At 66.7% G+C, this 18,950-nt stretch carries 3 protein-coding genes and 1 pseudogene; all 4 read left to right on the forward strand.

The features are described 5' to 3' along the window. Positions 1-14,069 (forward strand): annotated as a pseudogene (locus ACF8MI_RS17175) (BapA/Bap/LapF family large adhesin); the annotation flags it as partial. Positions 14,070-14,133: 64 nt separating this feature from the next. Then, positions 14,134-15,570: a TolC family outer membrane protein gene (locus tag ACF8MI_RS17180; RefSeq protein WP_060500182.1), complete on the forward strand. Its 1,437-nt coding sequence runs from the start codon at positions 14,134-14,136 to the stop codon at positions 15,568-15,570. Beyond that, complete coding sequence (locus ACF8MI_RS17185; protein WP_104833402.1) at positions 15,567-17,735, forward strand: type I secretion system permease/ATPase; 2,169 nt, start codon at positions 15,567-15,569, stop codon at positions 17,733-17,735. The genes ACF8MI_RS17180 and ACF8MI_RS17185 overlap by 4 nt, the downstream gene beginning before the upstream one ends. Beyond that, entirely contained in the window at positions 17,732-18,916 is a 1,185-nt protein-coding gene (locus tag ACF8MI_RS17190; RefSeq protein ID WP_104833403.1) for an HlyD family type I secretion periplasmic adaptor subunit, read from the forward strand. Before ACF8MI_RS17185 ends, ACF8MI_RS17190 begins: the two co-directional genes overlap by 4 nt. Positions 18,917-18,950 lie beyond the last annotated feature (34 nt).

Here is an 18,950-nt window from a genome sequence, read left to right on the forward strand (position 1 = left end):
CTGGCCGACGGCGTGACCTTCACCGGTCGCGGCGAACCAGACGCCACCGTGCAGGTGCGTGATGCCGCTGGCACCGTCATTGGTACGGGTGTGGTGGGCGCCGATGGCCTGTTCAGCGTCACCCTTAACCCTGCCCAGGCCAATGGCGAAGCGTTGGACGTTCGGTTGGTGGACGCAGCTGGCAACACTTCTGCGCCGCTGCAATTCGATGCCCCGGATATCACACCACCTGCGGCGGTGAGCAACATCGTGGTCGGCAGTGGCGGCCTGGCCCTGAGCGGGCGTGGCGAAGCCGGCGCCACCGTCGAAGTGCGTGATGCCAACGGCACGGTGATCGGCACAGGCGTAGTGGGTGCCAACGGCACCTTCCTGATCGACCTTGACCCGGCCGCGCAGCCCGGCGAACAACTGAGCCTTGTGCAGACCGACCCCAGCGGCAACGCCTCCGAAACGCTGCAGTTCGAAGTCCCGGTAACCACCGCCCCGGCCAGCCCCAGCGACCTGGTGTTCGCCGAGGACGGCACCCGCATCAGCGGCACGGCGCCTGCCGGCACCCGCGTGGAAGTGCACGACGCCAACGGCACGCTGATCGGCAGTGTCGTGGCCGGCCCAGATGGCAGCTTCACCGTCGTTCTGGCCCCGGCCCAGGCCAATGGCGAACTGCTGGACGTCGTGGCCATCGACGATGCGGGTGTATCGTCACTACCCACGCAAATCACCGCGCCAGACATTACCGCGCCGACGGCCCCGAGCGAACTGGCCGTCAACCCCGATGGCACTGTCGTCACCGGCCGTGCCGAACCGGGCAGCACCGTGCGGGTACTGGCCGCCGATGGCACTACCGTGTTGGGTAGCGTCGTGGTTGGCGCAACCGGCAGCTTCAGCATCACCCTCAACCCACCGCAAGTCGACGGCGAAGTGCTGCAAGTCACCGCCACCGATGCGGCAGGCAACACCTCGACGGCAGGCTCAGTCACCGCGCCAGACATCGACGGTGGCGACATCACGCCACCCGACGCACCCACCAATCTGGTGGTCGGCCTGGCCGGCAGCCAGCTGAGCGGGCGTGGCGAAGCCGGCACCACCGTGCAGGTACGTGACGCCGCAGGTACTGTGCTGGCAACCGGTACGGTCAGCCCCGACGGCACATTTACGGTGACCTTGGCTCCTGCCATGAACAACGGCAGCACCTTGCAAGTCACCCTCACCGATGCCGCTGGCAACGTCTCGCAACCCGGTTCAGTCACTTCGCCGGACTTGCAGGCCCCTGCGCAACCTACTGACCTGGCACTGGCCGAGGGCGTCACCTTCACCGGACGCGGCGAACCCGGTGCCACCGTGCAGGTGCGCAATAGCGCCGGCACGGTGATCGGCACCGGCCTGGTCAACGCTGACGGTACCTTCAGCGTCACTTTGTTCCCCGCCCAGGCCAATGGCGAGGCGTTGGATGTGCGGGTGGTGGATGCCGCCGGCAACAGCTCGGCGCCACTGCAGTACGATGCCCCCGACATCACCCCGCCTGCTGCTGTCAGCAATGTCGTGGTCGGTGCCAATGGCCTGGTGCTCAGCGGTCGCGGCGAAGCGGGTGCAACCGTCGAAGTGCGTGATGCCGGCGGTACCGTCATCGGCACCGCCACGGTCGGCGCCAACGGCATCTTCACGGTCAATCTCGACCCTGCAGCCCAGCCAGGCGCCGTGCTGAGCCTGGTACAAACCGACCCGAGCGGCAACGCGTCCGAAGCCTTGCAGTATGAAGTGCCAATGACTACTGCCCCCGATAGCCCAAGCGGCCTGGTGGTTGCCGCCGATGGCACCAGCCTCACCGGCTCTGCCCCGGTGGGCAGCCGTGTGGAAGTGCGTGATGGCAATGGCATCCTGGTAGGCCGCGTGGTGGTGGGCGGCGATGGCACCTTCACCGTCATCCTCAACCCGGCCCAGGCCAACGGCGAACTGCTGGATGTAGTGGCCATCGACGGCACAGGGGCATCGTCGCTGCCGGTGCAGGTCAGCGCGCCAGACATCACCGCGCCAGCCGCGCCAAGCGAACTCGCGATCAATGCCAACGGCACCGTTGTCACCGGCCGGGCCGAAGTGGGCAGCACCGTGCGCGTGCTGGCTGCCGACGGCACTACGGTGCTGGGCACGGCGGTGGTGGGTGCGACCGGTAGTTTCAGCATCACCCTCACACCGGCACAAGTGGACGGTGAAGTGCTGCAAGTCACCGCCACCGACGCCGCCGGCAATGCCTCCGGCGCCGGTAGCGTCACGGCGCCCGACATCGACGGTGTCGATACCACGCCCCCCCTGCCACCGACCAACCTGGTCGTTGGCCTGGCCGGTGGCCAGCTGAGCGGCCGTGGCGAAGCGGGTGCCACCGTGCAGGTGCGCGATGCCCAAGGCAACGTGCTGGCCAGCGGCACGGTCAACCCGGATGGCACCTTCCAGATCGCCCTGACGCCACCCGTCAACGATGGCAGCACCCTGCAAGTGGTGCTGACCGATGCCGCCGGCAATGCCTCCACGCCAGGCACGGTGGCCTCCCCAGACCTGCAGGCGCCTGCTCAGCCCACCGGCCTCGAGCTGGCCAGCGGCGTTACCTTGACCGGTAGCGGTGAACCTGGCGCCACTGTGCAGGTACGCGACACCTCAGGCACCGTGATCGGCACCGGTGTGGTCAATCCAAACGGCAGTTTCAGCATTACCCTGTCCCCCGCCCAGGCCAATGGCGAAGTCCTCGACATCCGCCTGGTGGACGCCGCCGGTAATACCTCTACGCCGCTGCAATTCAATGCCCCGGACATCACCCCGCCTGCGCAAGTCAGCAATATCGTGGTCGGTGCCGATGGCCTGACCCTGAGCGGTCGCGGTGAGGCCGGTGCCACCGTTGAGGTGCGGGACACCAATGGCACACTGATCGGCACAGGTACGGTGACCGGCAACGGCACCTTCGTGCTCGACCTCGACCCGGCCGCGCTGCCGGGCGAACGCCTGAGCCTGGTGCAGACCGACCCTAGCGGCAACGCTTCCCAAGCCTTGACCTTCGACGTACCGCTGGTGACCACACCGGCCAGCCCGAGCGACCTGGTGTTCGCGGCGGACGGCACCAGCATCAGCGGTTCGGCGCCAGTCGGCAGCCGTGTGGAAGTGCACGATGCCAATGGGAATCTGGTCGGCAGCATCGTGGTGGGTGCCGGGGGCACCTTCACCGTTGTGCTCACCCCAGCCCAGGCCAACGGCCAGCTGCTGGATGTGGTCGCCATCGACACCAACGGAGCCTCGTCACTGCCGGCACAGGTGACTGCGCCGGATATCACCGCCCCAGCCGCACCAAGTGAGCTGGCCGTCAGCGCCAATGGCAGCGCAGTGACCGGGCGCGCCGAAGCCGGCAGCACCGTACGCGTGCTGGCCGCCGACGGCACTACCGTGCTGGGCAGTGTCGTGGTGGGCCCCAGCGGGGCCTTCAGCATTGGCCTCACCCCGCCGCAAGTGGCAGGCGAACAGTTGCAGGTAACCGCCACCGATGCCGCAGGCAATGCCTCCACGGCCGGTACCGTTACCGCGCCGGTCATCGATAACGGCGGCGATACCACGCCGCCGGCGCCAGCCACCAACCTGGTGATCAGCGCCGATGGCCGCATGGTTTCCGGCCGCGGCGAAGTGGGTGCCACCGTCAAAGTGCTCGACGACCAGGGCCAGGTGCTGGTGAGCGGCACCGTTCAACCCGATGGCAGCTTCAACGTGCAATTGCCAACCCCAGTGGTGGATGGCTCCTCCCTGCAGGTGACCTTGACCGATGCTGCCGGCAACGTCTCCACACCTAGCCCACTGACTGCGCCAGACCTTGTGGCCCCCCTGCAACCAACGGGCCTGGTGTTGACCAATGGCGATACCCTGGCCGGCACTGCCGAAGGCGGCGCCCGGGTAGAGGTGAAAGACGCCTTGGGCAACCTGATCGGCAGCGCCATCGCCCAGCCGGATGGCAGCTTCAGCCTGACCCTGAACCCGCCACAGGCCAATGGCGAAACACTGTCCATTACCGTGACCGATGCGACAGGTAACACCTCTGTACCGCTGAGCTATGTGGCCCCGGACATCACGGCGCCGACACTCGTCACTGACGTGTTAGCCGCCGATGGCAGCCTGGCCGTGTCTGGCCGTGGCGAACCCGGTGCCACGGTGGAAGTGCGTGATGCGCAGGGCACGGTGCTCGGCACCGGCACCGTCGCGCCAAATGGCACCTTCGTGGTCGACCTCGAAACGCCGTTGGTGGCGGGCGAAACCCTGGTGCTGGTACAGACCGATGCCGCCGGCAATACCTCGGTAGGGCTTAGCGTGACGGTTGCCGATGCACCGCTGCCTGAGAGCCCGAGCGGTGTCGTGGTGAGCGCAGATGGCGCCAGCGTCTCCGGTACCGCACCGACGGGCACGCAGGTGCAGGTGCGTGACGCGCAGGGCAATGTGCTGGGCAGCGCGCAGGCAGGCCCGGACGGCAGCTTCACCATCAGCCTGACCCCGGCTCAAGCCAACGGCGAAACCCTGGATGTGGTGGCTGTGGATGGTGCCGGAAACGCGTCACTGCCGACCCAGGTCACCGCCCCTGACATCACGCCACCCAATGAAGCCACCCAACTGCAACTGAGCGCCGATGGCAGCCTGCTCACTGGCCGCGGCGAGCCGGGCACCACCGTGCAGGTCATCAGCGCGCAGGGTGTCGTGCTGGGCAACGCCCAGGTCGGCGCTGACGGTGTGATCAGCGTGGCGCTCAACCCACCGCAAACCGACGGCCAGGAACTGGACGTGGTGCTGCGCGACGCGGCCGGCAATACCTCGACCGCCACCGTCATCGCACCCGATCTGGATGGCCCGCTGCAACCTTCCGGGATGGCCATCGATACTGCAGGCATTCACCTGACCGGCCTGGGCCAAAGTGGCTCCATCGTCACCGTGCGCGATACCAACGGCAACGTGCTGGGCACCGCCATAGTGGGTGCAGACGGACACTTCGATGTCACCCTCAATGCGCCACAGCGCAATGGTGAGAGCCTGAGCGTCGAGGCCACCGACAACCTGGGCAACAGCGCCGGGCCGGTAAGCTTCACCGCCCCCGATTCCACGCCGCCGCAGGCGGTCACCAACCCGACCATCGATGGCACAGGCACCACCGTCACCGGTAGCGGCGAACCTGGCGCCACCGTGACCGTACGCGGGCCGGATGGCAGCGTGCTGGGCAGTGCCGTGGCAGGGCCGAACGGTGCATTCGAAATCACCCTCACTCCGCCACAGACCAACGGCCAGGCGCTGACCGTGGAGCAGCGTGACCCAACCGGCAACCTGTCGGCGGCGGCCGACCTCCCGGCACCGGACACCGAGTTGCCGGCGACCCCGACCGGCCTGACCCTGTCTAGCAATGGCAGGACCATTACCGGCAGTGGCGAGCCGGGTGCGCAGGTGAGTGTGACCAATACAGCAGGTACCGTACTGGGCACCGCCACGGTTCAGCCAGACGGCAGCTTCCTGGTGAGCATCAACCCGCCCCAGCTCAATGGCCAGACGCTGTCTGTGAGCCAGGCGGACAGCGCCGGCAACGACTCGCCCGCCGGCACCGTGACCGCGCCTGACTTCGAGGCGCCGCTGCCGGCGCAAGGCCTAGGCCTGGATCCGACCGGTACCCTGCTCAGCGGCCAAGGCGAGGCAGGCACCACCGTAGAGGTTCGCAACGCGGCAGGCGACCTGCTGGGTACTATTCAGGTGGCGCCCGACGGCACGTTCGAAGTACTGCTCGCCCCCGCTCAGACCAACGGCGAAGTATTGTCGGTGGTCTTGATTGATGGCGGCGGCAATACCTCGCCATCGGCCAGCTTCACCGCCGATGACAGCAGCGCGCCAACAGCGCCGGGCGGCCTCACCATCACCCCAGGCGGCAACGCCATCCAGGGTACTGGTGAAGCTGGGTCCACGGTGGAAGTGCGGCTTACCGACGGCACCCTGGTAGGTACCATTGTCGTACCGACAGGTGGCAGCTTCACAGTGCCACTCTCGCCCGCCCAACTGGACGGTCAGTCACTCAATGTGACCCTGACCGATACGGCCGGCAATGTGTCCCTGCCCGGCCAGATCAATGCGCCGGACATCACGCCACCGGCAGCGCCCACGGGTGTGCTGGTCAGTCCGGACGGCAGCACCGTCACCGGCAATGCGCCTGGCGCCACCTCAGTGTCCGTGAACGACGGGAATGGCAATGTGGTTGTGGTGGCCGTCAATCCGGACGGCAGTTTCAGCGTACCGCTGAATACCCCGCTGACCAATGGCCAGACTGTCACCGTGGTGGTGACCGATGCAGCCGATAATGACGCTGCTCCGGTCTCCGTCAACGCCCCGGACACCACCAACCCGGATGCGGCCACCGGCCTGACCGTGAGCCCGGATGGCAGCACCGTGGGGGGTAGCGCGGAACCTGGCAGCACCGTGGAAATCCGCAATCAGGATGGTAGCGGCGTGCGCGGCACGATAACCGTCGGGCCAGACGGCACCTTCGTGGTGGACGTCAACCCACCGCTGACCAGCAGTGAAACCGTCGATGTGGTGGTGATCGACCCTGCCGGCAACGAATCCCTCGAAGTGCCACTTGCCGGCCCGACCGGCACCGAGGTGGCCACACCTTCGGCCCTGTCCATCAGTGCCGACGGCTTCCTGCTGACCGGCCAGGGGACGGTAGGCTCGCTGATTACCGTGACCTCCGGGGGCACCACCCTGGGCACCGCCACGGTCGGCAGCGACGGCACCTTCCGTGTGTTCTTCCAGAGCGCCCAGCTCAACGCCCAGATCTTGCAGGTCAGCGCCAAGGCTACCGTCGATGGCCTGCCTTCGGTGCCAGCCATTGTCGTGGCCAACGACACCACCGCGCCAAACGCACCGACCCAAGTCGTACTCAATGCCACCGGCAGCACGCTGACCGGCCAAGGCGAAGTGGGTGCTACCGTGCGCGTGACCGATGCGCAGGGCAACCTCCTGGGAACCGCGCCCGTCGGCAGCAACGGCCTGTTCAGCATCGATTTCTCGCCAGCTGTCGCCAACGGCCAGAACCTGATCGTGACCCAGGCCGACGCGGCGGGTAACGTCTCGCTCGCGGCCACCCTGCAAGCCCCTGACCTGCAGGCACCGTTGGCCGCCAGCAACCTCAGCCTCAACAGCGCGGCCACCGTGCTCAGCGGCGAGGGTGAAGCCGGCGCCACCGTGACCGTACGCGATGCCAGTGGCGCCATCCTGGCCACCGGCACCGTCAACCAGAGTGGGCAGTTCCAGATCACCCTGCCCAGCGCGCAAACCAGCGGCAGCGCGCTGCAAGTCACCCTCAGCGATGCCGCCGGTAACATTTCCGGCCCGGCCAGCCTGGCGACGCCAGACCGCACGCCGCCTGCCGCCATCACCAACCCGGTGCTGAGCCAGGACGGCCGGCAGCTATCCGGCAGCGGCGAAGTGGGGGCTACCGTGCAGGTGCGCAACGCCGCTGGCACTTTGCTGGGCACGGCCACGGTGGGCGCCGACGGTCGCTTCACCGTGACCTTCGACACCCCGCAAGCCACCGGCCAGGCCATCGGCGTGACCCAAGTGGATGCCGCCGGCAACACCTCGCCAGCCGTCAATGTGGCAACCCCGGACCTGACCCCACCGGCCCCACTCACCAACGTGGTGCTGAACAACAACGGCCTGACCCTGACCGGCCTCGGCGAAGCCGGTGCCACGTCACCGTGCGCGGCCCGGATGGCACCATCATCGGCACAGGCCTGGTGGCCGCCAACGGCAGCTTCACCCTCACCCTCAACAGCGCCCAGCTCAACGCCCAGCACCTGAGCGTTACGCAAACCGACGCGGGCAACAACACCTCTGCCGCCGTGGCCGTTACCGCGCCGGACTTCACCCCACCGGCTGCACCGACTGCACTGGCCCTCGCCGCCACCGGGCTGCAACTGTCCGGTAACGCCGAAGCCGGCAGCACCGTAACCGTGCGCGATGCCAGCGGCAATGTGCTGGGCACGGCGACCACCGGCAGCAACGGCACCTTCCAGGTCACCCTGAACAGCGCCCAGACCAACGGGCAGACCCTGCAGGTAACGGCTACCGACGCGGCTGGCAACGTTTCACCGGCCGCGCCTTACACCGCAGCCGATACCACGCCGCCGGCGGCCGTGACCAACCTGGCGGTGTCTGCCAGTGGCACCACCCTGACAGGCAATGGCGAAGCCGGTGCGACCGTCACCGTACGGGCACCCGACAACACCGTGCTGGGCACCGCCACGGTCGGCAGTGACGGCCACTTCAGCGTCACCCTGTCGCCAGCCGCGATCACCGGTGAAAACCTGAGCGTGGTCCAGGCCGACGCCGCACAGAACGTCTCCCCGGCACAAAACGTCACCGCGCCGGGCCTTCTGGCACCGGCGACACCGGACAACCTGGTACTGGCTGCCGACGGCCTGTCGGTGACCGGTACCGCTACGGTAGGCAGTACGGTCAAGGTGTATGGCCCCAACGGCGTATTGCTGGGCAGCAGCCCGGTAGCCAACGACGGTACCTTCACCGTCAACCTCGACAGCGCCCAGGCCAACGGCGAACGGTTGGAGGTAAGCGCCACCGGCAGCGACGGCGCAGTGTCGCTGCCGGCGACCCTGCAGGCACCGGACACCACCGCACCGCAACCACTGACCAACCTGGTGCTGTCCAACGACGGCCTGATACTCACTGGGCGCGGTGAGCCAGGTGCCACGGTCACCGTGATCGGCGAAGGGGGGATCGACCTGGGCGCCGCCTTGGTGGATGCCAGCGGCAACTTCAGCGTCAACCTCAGCGCCCCGCAGATCAACGGTGAACAGCTCAGCGCCAGCCAGTCCGATGTAGCCGGCAACGAGTCCAACAGCGTCAGCCTGACTGCCCCCGACCGCGTGGCGCCAGATGCGGCTGGCAACCTGGCCTTCGCCGGCGGTGGCAGCCTGCTCAACGGTACCGGTGAAGCGGGGGCCGCTGTTCGCGTGCTGGCCGCCGACGGCACGGTGCTGGGCAACGCAACGGTCCGCGCCGACGGCACCTTCCAGGTCAACCTCGCCTCGCCTCAGGCCAACGGCCAGCAGGTGCAGGTGGTGCTGACCGATGCCGCCGGCAACCAGTCCGCCGCCAGCGCCATCACTGCACCGGACACCACGGCACCCGCAGCACCCACCGCGCTGGCAATATCCAGCGATGGCGTGACCATCACCGGCCGCGGCGAAGTGGGCGCGCTGGTCACCGTCACCAACCCGGCAGGCCAGCCCATCGGCAGCGCCACCGTCGATGCCAGCGGGCACTTCACCATCACGCTGAGCCCGGCCTTGGGTAACGCCGAGCTGCTCAGCTTCACCCAGGCCGATGCCACCGGCAACGTGTCGGCCGTGGCCACCCTGCAAACCCCGGACTTCACACCGCCAGCTCCCCTTACCGCCGTGGTGATCAACGCCGACGGCAGTGTGGTCAGCGGCCTGGGCGAAGCAGGCGCGACGGTCACCGTCAGCAATGCCGCCGGCACCGTGCTGGGTACCGGCACAGTGCTGGCAGACGGCACCTTCCGCGTCGAGCTGTCGCCCGCGCAAATCAACCACCAGGTGCTGTCGGTGCAGCAGGCCGACCCACCCGGCAACATCAGCTTGCCGGTCACCGTTCAAGCACCGGACCATACGCCACCCGCCGCCGCAACCGCGCTGCAGCTCAGTGTGGCAGGCGATGAACTGGGCGGTGTCGGCGAAGCGGGCGCTACCGTGCGCGTGTATGTCGGCACCACACAGATTGGCACTGCCGTGGTGGCTGCCAATGGCACCTTCGTGGTCGAACTCAATACCCCGCAACTGAATGGCCAACTGCTGCAGGTCACCCTGACCGACAGCAGCGGCAACGTATCGACGGTCAGCACGGTCACGGCACTGGACATCACCCCGCCGGCCACCGTGATCGCCAGCCTCAACGACAGCGGCACCCAACTGATCGGTACCGCCGAAGCCGGCACCCGCGTCACCGTGGTCAACAACAACGGCGACCTGCTGGGCCAGGTGACAGTCGACCCGGACGGCACCTTTGTGCTCGACCTGAACAACCCGCAAATCAATGGCCAGGTACTGACGGTGATCGCCCAGGACGCCACCGGCAACCCGTCGGCGCCCTTGCAGGTAACCGCACCAGACCTGACAGCGCCGGTGCAGCCAGGCAACCTGCTGCTCAACCCGGCAGGCACGTCGATGACCGGTACGGCGGAAGCCGGCTCCACCATCACTGTTCGCGGCCCTGACAACAGCATCGTGGGTACGGTGGTGGTGGGTGGCAACGGCGAGTTCACCGTTGTCATCAATCCGGCACAGAACAACGGCCAACTGCTGACCGTGGTGTCTACGGACGCGGCCGGCAATGCCTCGGTACCCGCCAGCTACCAAACCAACGACACCTCGCCACCCGCCGTGGTGACCAACCTGGCGATCGACAATACCTATAGCTCGTTGACCGGCAGGGGCGAAGCCAATGCCACGGTCACCGTCAGAGTCGGTGGCCCTACTGGCACCGTGATCGGGACCGGCGTGGTGGACGCCGCTGGCAACTTCCAGATAAACCTTTCGCCGACGCCGGGCTCAGCCGCCTTCCTCTCCGTGAGCCAGTCAGACGGTACCAATACCTCTGACGCCGTGACATACGTCACCCCTCTGGTGCCGCCACCCGAACCACCGACCAATGCGATTCTGGGCAGCGACGGCCTTACCTTGACCGGTACGGCCGCAGCCGGCGCAAGCATTCGCGTCTACGATGCCGCAGGCAACTTGATAGGTTCAGGCCTCGCCAACATCGGAACCGGTAGCTTCAGCATCACGCTGAACGCGGCTCAACTCAACGGCCAGCACATCTCGGTGACGGCAGTTTCGCTGCTGGGCGGCGAATCGCAGCCGTTCTTCCTGCAAGCGGCCGACATCACCCCACCGGCCAACCCGGTGGTTACCAGCCTGTCGGCCAATGGCCTGGTGCTCACCGGTACCGGTGAGGCCGGAGCCACGGTGACCGTGCGCGATGCCAGCAACAACGTGCTTGGAACGGCGTTGGTGAATGGCGGTGGCGTGTTCACCGTCAACCTCAACGCGGCGCAGCTCAATGGCCAGGTACTGGGCGTGAGCCAGACCGACGCTGCAGGGAACACGTCTGGCAGCACCAGCTACACGGCCGTTGATGTCCAGCCGCCAGCCGTGCCGACCAACGTGACCATCAACAGCCTAGGCACGGTGCTGACCGGTAACGGCGAAGCAGGTGCTACCGTCACCGTGCAAGGCCCGAGTGGCCAGGTGGGTACCGGCGTGGTGCAAGCCAACGGCACCTTCAGCATCACCCTGACCTCGCCACAGAATGACGGGCAATTGCTGGTGGTGCGCCAGACCGATGCAGCCGGCAACCTGTCCGCCAGCACCAGTTTGACTGCACCGGACACCACGCCACCCGCAGCACCGGTGGCGGCCATCAATGCCAACGGCACCTCGGTCAGCGGCTCTGGCCAGGTCGGCAGCACCGTCACCGTGCGCAACAGTGCCGGCACTGTCCTGGGCACCGCAACGGTGGGCGCCAATGGTCTGTTCGTGGTCAGCCTCACGGCCGCACAAATCGACAACCAGGCGCTCAGCGTCACCCTGACCGACAGTGCCGGCAACGTGTCTACCGCTACCGCGCTGACCGCACCAGACCTGACCCCGCCCGCAGTGGCCGGCAACCTGCAGATCAGTGCCGACGGCAGTACCCTCACCGGTACCGGCGAAGCAGGCGCCACCGTCACTGTGCGCAGCGCCAGCGGTACCGTGCTGCAAACCGCGACCGTACAACCGAACGGCAGCTTCACCGTGACCCTGAGCCCGCCTCAGGACAACGGCCAGGTCCTTTCGGTCGGCCTCACCGACACGCGTGGCAACGTATCGGGCAACGTCACCATCACCGCGCCCGATGTGGATGCCAACGCCCCGGTCATTGCCAGCGACAACCTGGCAACGGCAACGGTCAACCTGGTACCGGTCACCGCGACCAAGACCTACACCGACAGCTTCACCACGCTGCTGTCGGGCCTCACCAAGACCTACACCTGGACCGTAGCCGCTGGCACCACGGTGGACCCGACCCTGACACTGACCACCAACAGCGTACTGGCGCTGCTCAACAACTCCACATTCACCCTGCAAGTGAAAGACGCGACGGGCGCTTGGGTGACGCTGGCTACCGGCAACACCCAGGGCCTGCTCGACCTGATCGTGCTGCCGCTGGGGCTGCAGGTCGATATCGGTACACTGCAAGCCGGTGACTACCGCCTGACCGTGGGCAGTGGCGGCATTGGCCTGATCACCAACGTGACCACTTCGCTGGACATCACGGCCACCAGCCTGACCCAGTTCACCGGGACTGGCACCGCCACCACCGGCAACGTCATCACCGATGTGGGCACCGATGGCACTGTGGACGCACGTGGCCCGGACAGCGCCGCCGTGCTCCAGGTGTTCAAGGACGGCAGTTATGTCGCGGCCGGCAGCGCCACCACGGTACAAGGCCTGTACGGCACACTGGTGATCCGTGCGGACGGCAGCTACACCTACACGCCAAACGGCAGCCCGAGCAGTGTCGGCAAGGTCGATGTGTTCAGCTATCAGCTGGTGCACGCGAACGGCCTGTCCGACTCTGCCAACCTGTATGTACGTATCGACAGCCCGCAGGCCACGGAGGTGTGGAGCAACATCAACTACGGTGCGCCGGCCACGGTGGTGGATGCCGTCAACGACGTCGGCTTCAGCTACCTGACCCTGGTCAACCGTGTGGACACCAGCAGCAGCTCGCTGGGCACGCTGAGCCTGCCGGTGATCGGCACGCGCCAGGCTACCTACACCACCTCGGTTGCTGCCGATACCACGGCCAACCTGCAGGTGGTGGTCAACTCCACCAACCTGTTGAGCCTGCTCAACGGCACCACCATCGAGTTGCTCAAGCTCAATCCGGCCACCGGCCAGTATGTGCTGGTGCAGTCGGTGCCTGGCAGCTCATTGGTCAGCCTGCTGGGTGGCGGTGCGGCTTATACCTTCCAGAACCAAGGGACGGGCACCTACCACATACGCGTTACAGCGGGCGGCATCGGCTTGCTCAGTTCCCTCACCACCAGCGTGAACGCCACCACCACGCACCTCACCGAGTTCGTGGTCAGCAGCGCGACCACGGCAACCGGCAACCTGCTCGCGGATGACACCGTGGGTTCAGCCTTGACCGTGCTGAGTGTGCTGACGGCAGCCAACACCTTCACCATCCCGGGCTATAACGGAGTGAGCGTGGCGGGCACCTACGGCACGCTGCTCGTGCATGCCGACGGCAGCTACACCTACACCCTCAACTCTGGGCTCACGTCGACAGCCGTCGGCCAGCACGACACCTTCACCTACGAGCTGACCCACCCCAACGGCACCACCGACACCGCTACGCTCACCATCAATCTGGACAACGCCGCCGGCCTCACCAGCACGATGTCGTTGCTCTCCGATACCGGTGACGAAGGGGTAGCACTCGCCAGTGTGGCCGCTTCGGCTTCCACAGAGGTGATCGCCGGCACCGACGGCAATGACCACCTCGATGGCAGCCAGGGTGGCCATATCACCCTGCAGGGTGGCGCAGGGGACGACACCCTGGTGGTGGTTGACCAGAACTTCGCCAGCGTCGAGGGTGGCACAGGGACCGACACCCTGCTGTGGGACGGCGGCGATGCCAGCATCGACCTGGGCAACCTGGCCGACCGGGTGCATGACATCGAAGTCATCGACCTCAACGACACCAGCGCGGTCGCGCTGACCCTGAACCTGGCGGACGTGGTGGCCATCACCGAAACCGGCAACGACACACTGATCATCAAGGGGGACGACAAAGACACGGTTCACATGACAGACAACTGGACGCTGGTCGGGAACCAAACCGCCGACGGTATCGACTATAACCAATACACGGCCCAGGAGGATCCGAGCCATCACCTGTGGGTGCAGAACGGTATCCATGTGGTCTGAGGCCGCTGCAAACCCGCCGGGCACGCGCCCGGCGGCATGGACGACCAGCAAGTAAGGGAACTATGTGAAGCGAAGCAGTCCGCTGTCACCGCTGTTGCTGGGCGCCTTCGGGTTCCTGGTGCTGAACTTCCACCCGGCCGCCCAGGCAGCCGACGACATCGACCCACAACTGCGCCAGATCGGGCCATCGCTGCTACGCGATGCGCCCGAAGCGGTGCCCGCCCGCCCCGCTATCGGCATGGCCCCAGTGGCCAGTGGCGAGCGCCTGGGGCTGACCGACGCGGTGCTGCAAGCCGCGCAATGGCACCCCAGCATCGCCGAAGCCATCGGCAACCTGTACAAGCAGGGTGAAGGCATCAACGTCGCCCGTGCGGGGTATTACCCGCAGATTTCCGGCGGTATCCGCACCGGTTATGACACCGGTTACGGCGGTGACCGGAACAGCCAGGCACTGAACCTGTCGCTCAAGCAGATGCTCTACGACTTCGGCAAGGTCGACAATGCCGTCAGCGCGGCCCAGGCCGCCGCCGCCCGTGCCCAGGCCAACATCCTGCTGGTGGTCGACGAACTGGCCCGCGACACGGCCTACGCCTGGATCGAAACCCGACGCTACGAACAACTGATGACTATCGCCCGCGACCAGATTCGCGGGGTCGGCGACATTGCCAGGATGGCCCGCCAGCGCAGCGACATGGGCGCCAGCACCCGCTCCGACGTGGTGCAAGCCGAGTCCCGCGTGGAAAGCGCCCGCGCCACGCTGGAGGAATACCAGTCGCAATACGAACGTTGGCGTTCCACCCTGGCGGCCCTGATGGGGCGCGTTACCCCGCCAGCGCTGACCGAGCAAGCACCGCCCGAGCTGAACCAGGCCTGCAAACGGCCCTCGCAGGGCGATGACCGCCTGCCCGCCGTGCTGATGGCCCTGGCCCAGCGCGCCCAAGGTCAGGCCGAACTGGCCCAGGCCAAGGCCGAAGCCTACCCGACCCTGTCGTTGCAACCCCAGGTCAACCACTACCTGGACGACGACTACAACCGCGACAACGCACGCCTGGACCGCACCCAGGCCGGCATCTACCTGAACGTCGAAGTGCCCATCTACCAGGGCGGCGCCATCAGCGCCCGCACCCGCGCTGCCGGCCATGCGCTGACCGCCGCCGACTCTGCCGAGGATGCGGCACGCCTGCAGGCCCGTCGCGGCCTGGCCGAGGCCATGGCGCAAACCTCCGGGCTCGGGCGACGGCTGACGTCGCTGGAGGCACGCCAGGTCAGCATCCAGGAGGCGCGCATGCTCTACGGCCGACAGTACCTGGACCTGGGCACGCGGCCCCTGCTCGACCTGCTCAACGCCGAGCAGGAGATCTACCAGTCACGCTTCGAACTCGCCGGCACCCGCTCCGACCTGCTCCGCCTGGATGTCGACTGCCTGTACAACACCGGCGCCCTGCGCACGGCCTTTGGCCTTGAGGGGCGCAACCTGCAAGGGGTGGAGATCCAGCCATGACCGATTCCATCAATGTGACCCTGCCCAACCAAGCGCCCGCTGCTGCGCCCGAAGCGGCTCACCGGCCAGACCTTGGGCCATGGCTGGAGGTGATGCTGCAAGTAGCGCATCACTACCGCCTGGACGTGTCGCCACAACGCATTCGCCTGGCCGCCGTCGAGGACGCCCGCCCGCTGGACGAAATCCTCCGCCACATGGCGCGCCAGGCTGGCCTGGCCCTGCGCTTCGTGCGCTTCGATGCCAAGGGCTTGCGGCAATGGCGAACCCCGTTGGTGCTGGAGCTGGACGATGGCCAGCTGGCGGTGGTCGAGTCGGTCACTGAAGAGGACGACCTGGCGGTGGTATTTGCCGGCGACCAGGGCCTGACCTCACGCCTGCCGCGTGACAGCCTCAAAGGCCGCATTAACCGTGTCGCCCTGCTGCGCCCGGCGCGGCCGCTGCGCGACGTGCGCACCGACGACTACACCGCGCCCTACGACCGCCACTGGTTCGCCCGCATCGTGCTGCGCGACCTGCGCCCGTATGGGCAAGTGATGGTCGCCTCGCTGGTGGCTAACGTGCTGGCCCTTGCGGGGGTGCTGTTCTCGATGCAGGTGTATGACCGGGTAATCCCGGCCGAATCGCTGCCCACCCTGTACGTGCTGTTTGGCGGTGTGGTGCTGGCGTTGGTGTTCGACTTCAGCATGCGCCTGCTGCGCCTGAAGGTGACCGACCTGCTCGGCAAGCGCGCCGACCTGCGGGTGAGCGACCTGGTCTACGGGCATGCCTTGCGCCTGCGCAACTCGGTGCGGCCGAAGTCCACAGGGTCGTTCATCTCGCAACTGCGCGAGCTGGAATCGATACGCGACCTCATCACCTCCAGCACGGCCACGGTATTGGCCGACCTGCCGTTCTTCCTGCTGTTCCTGCTGGTGTTCTGGTTGATCGGCGGTGTGCTGGTGTTCATCCCGCTGGTCGCACTGCTGGCCATGGTAGTGCCCGGGGTGCTGGCACAGCGGCGCCTGGCGCGGCTGGCCAACGCCTCCATGCGCGAGTCGGCGCTGCGCAACGCCATGCTGGTGGAAAGCATCCAGGGCCTGGACGAAATCAAGGCACTGCAAGCCGAAGCGCGCTTCGAGCGGCAATGGAACCAGTACAACGCGGCCTGCGCCCACACCAACCTGCGCCTGCGCACCCTCACCAATGGCCTGGTGACCTGGACGCAGAACGTACAGGGCGCCGTGTTTGCCGTGGTCATCGTGATCGGCGCGCCCATGGTGATCGCCGGCGACCTCACCACCGGTAGCCTGGTGGCGGCGTCGATGCTGTCGTCACGGATGATGGCACCGCTGGCGCAACTGACCCATGTACTGACCCGCTGGCAGCAGGCCAAGGTGGCCCTGCAAGGGCTGGACAAGCTGATGCAGTCCCCGGTCGACCACCCCGAAGGCGAGGCCCGCGTACACCTGCCAGCCATTCGTGGCGAGTACCGCCTGCGCCAGGCCAACTTCCGCTACAGCGAAGAATCGCCACCGGTACTGAATATCGGCCAACTGGACATCCAACCGGGCGAGCGCATTGCCGTGCTCGGGCGCAATGGCGCCGGCAAGTCGACCCTGCTGCAAGCCCTGGGCGGGGCCATGGACCTGGTGCAAGGCGAAGTCAGCCTGGACGGCATCGCGATGGCCCACCTCGACCCTGCCGACCTGCGCCGTGACGTCGGCCTGCTGCCGCAATACGCTCGGCTGTTCCACGGCACCCTGCGGGAAAACCTCACCCTGGGCGCCGGCCAGGCCAGCGACCAGGAACTGGTGGCCGCGCTGGCGGCCACCGGCGCACTGGACTTCGTGCGCCGCCTGCCCAAGGGCATGGACCACCTGATTCTGGAAGGTGGCCTGGGTTTGTCGGGCGGCCAGCGCCAGGCCCTGGTGCTGTCGCGCCTGCTGGTGCGCCAGCCACAGGTTTTGCTGCTGGACGAACCCACCGCCTCGCTGGACGACATGACCGAGCGCAAGCTGCTGGATAACCTCGAACGCTTCTGCCAGGGCCGCACCCTGGTGATCGCCACGCACCGCCTGAGCGTACTGCAACGGGTCGACCGCATCCTGGTGCTCGACGGCGGGCGCATTGTCATCGATGACACGCGCGATGCCGCGCTGGCCAAACTGCAAGGAGCCCAGGCATGAGCAACCATGAACTTCCGGCCTCCTATCTGGATGGGCAGGACGACCAGGCGGTGTTCCGCGCCGGACGTATCATCACGATTTGCGCAGTGATGCTGGCCGCGTTCCTGGCCTGGGCCGCCTGGTTCGAGGTGACCGAGGTGTCCACCGGCACCGGCAAGGTCATCCCCAGCTCGCGGGAGCAGGTGATCCAGTCCTTCGAGGGCGGTATCGTGGCGCAGATGAGCGTGGCCGAAGGCGACTTGGTCGAGCGCGGCCAGGTGCTGGCACAGCTCGACCCGACCAAAACCGCCTCCAGCGTTGGCGAAAGTGAAGCCAAGTACCGCGCCGCCAAGGCCAGCCAGGCCCGCCTGCAGGCGGAGGTAACCGGCAAGCCGCTGACCTTCCCCGACAGCCTGCGCGACTCGCCCGAACTGATCGACGCCGAAACCGCGCTTTACCAGACCCGCCGCCGCGGTCTGGAGCAAACCCTGGCGGGCATCCAGGACTCACTGCAACTCGTGCGCAGCGAACTGAAGATCACCGAAAACCTGGCCAAGATGGGCGCTTCCAGCCGGGTTGAAGTGATCCGCCTTAACCGCCAGCGTTCAGAGCTTGAACTGAAAGCCAACGAAGCCCGCTCCGACTACCTGGTGCGGGCCCGGGAAGAACTGGCCAAAGCCAGCGCCGAGGCCGACAGCCTGTCGGAAGTGGTGCGCGGGCGCAGCGACTCGCTTACCCGCCTGACCTTGCGTTCGCCGGTGCGCGGCATCGTCAAGGACATCGAGGTCAACACCCTGGGTGGCGTGGTGCAGCCCGGGGGCCAGGTGATGAAGATCGTGCCGATGGACGAACGCCTGCTGATCGAAACCCGCATCGCCCCGCGTGACATTGCCTTCATCCACCCGGACCAGGCGGCCAAGGTCAAGATCAGTGCCTATGACTATTCGGTGTACGGCGGGCTGGATGGCAAGGTGGTGGGCATTTCGCCGGACACCTTGCAGGATGAAGTGAAGCCCGAGATCTACTACTACCGGGTGTTCATCCGTACCGAGCAGGACAGCTTGCAGAACAAGGCCGGCAAGCACTTTGCAATTGTACCGGGGATGGTGGCCACGGTGGATATCCGCACCGGGGAGAAGACCATTCTGGATTACCTGATCAAGCCACTGAACCGAGCCAGGGAGGCCCTGCGCGAACGCTAGAGTACGACGTGATTTTTGTGTTGCTGGTGCGACC

The organism is Pseudomonas sp. yb_9 (genome assembly GCF_043103635.1).
In the GTDB taxonomy this organism is placed as follows: domain Bacteria; phylum Pseudomonadota; class Gammaproteobacteria; order Pseudomonadales; family Pseudomonadaceae; genus Aquipseudomonas; species Aquipseudomonas monteilii.

Excerpts from the sequence above, each read along its gene's own strand:
- ACF8MI_RS17185 (WP_104833402.1), top strand. The coding sequence starts at position 15,567 with ATGACCGATTCCATCAATGTGACCCTGCCCAACCAAGCGCCCGCTGCT.
- ACF8MI_RS17190 (WP_104833403.1), top strand. The coding sequence starts at position 17,732 with ATGAGCAACCATGAACTTCCGGCCTCCTATCTGGATGGGCAGGACGAC.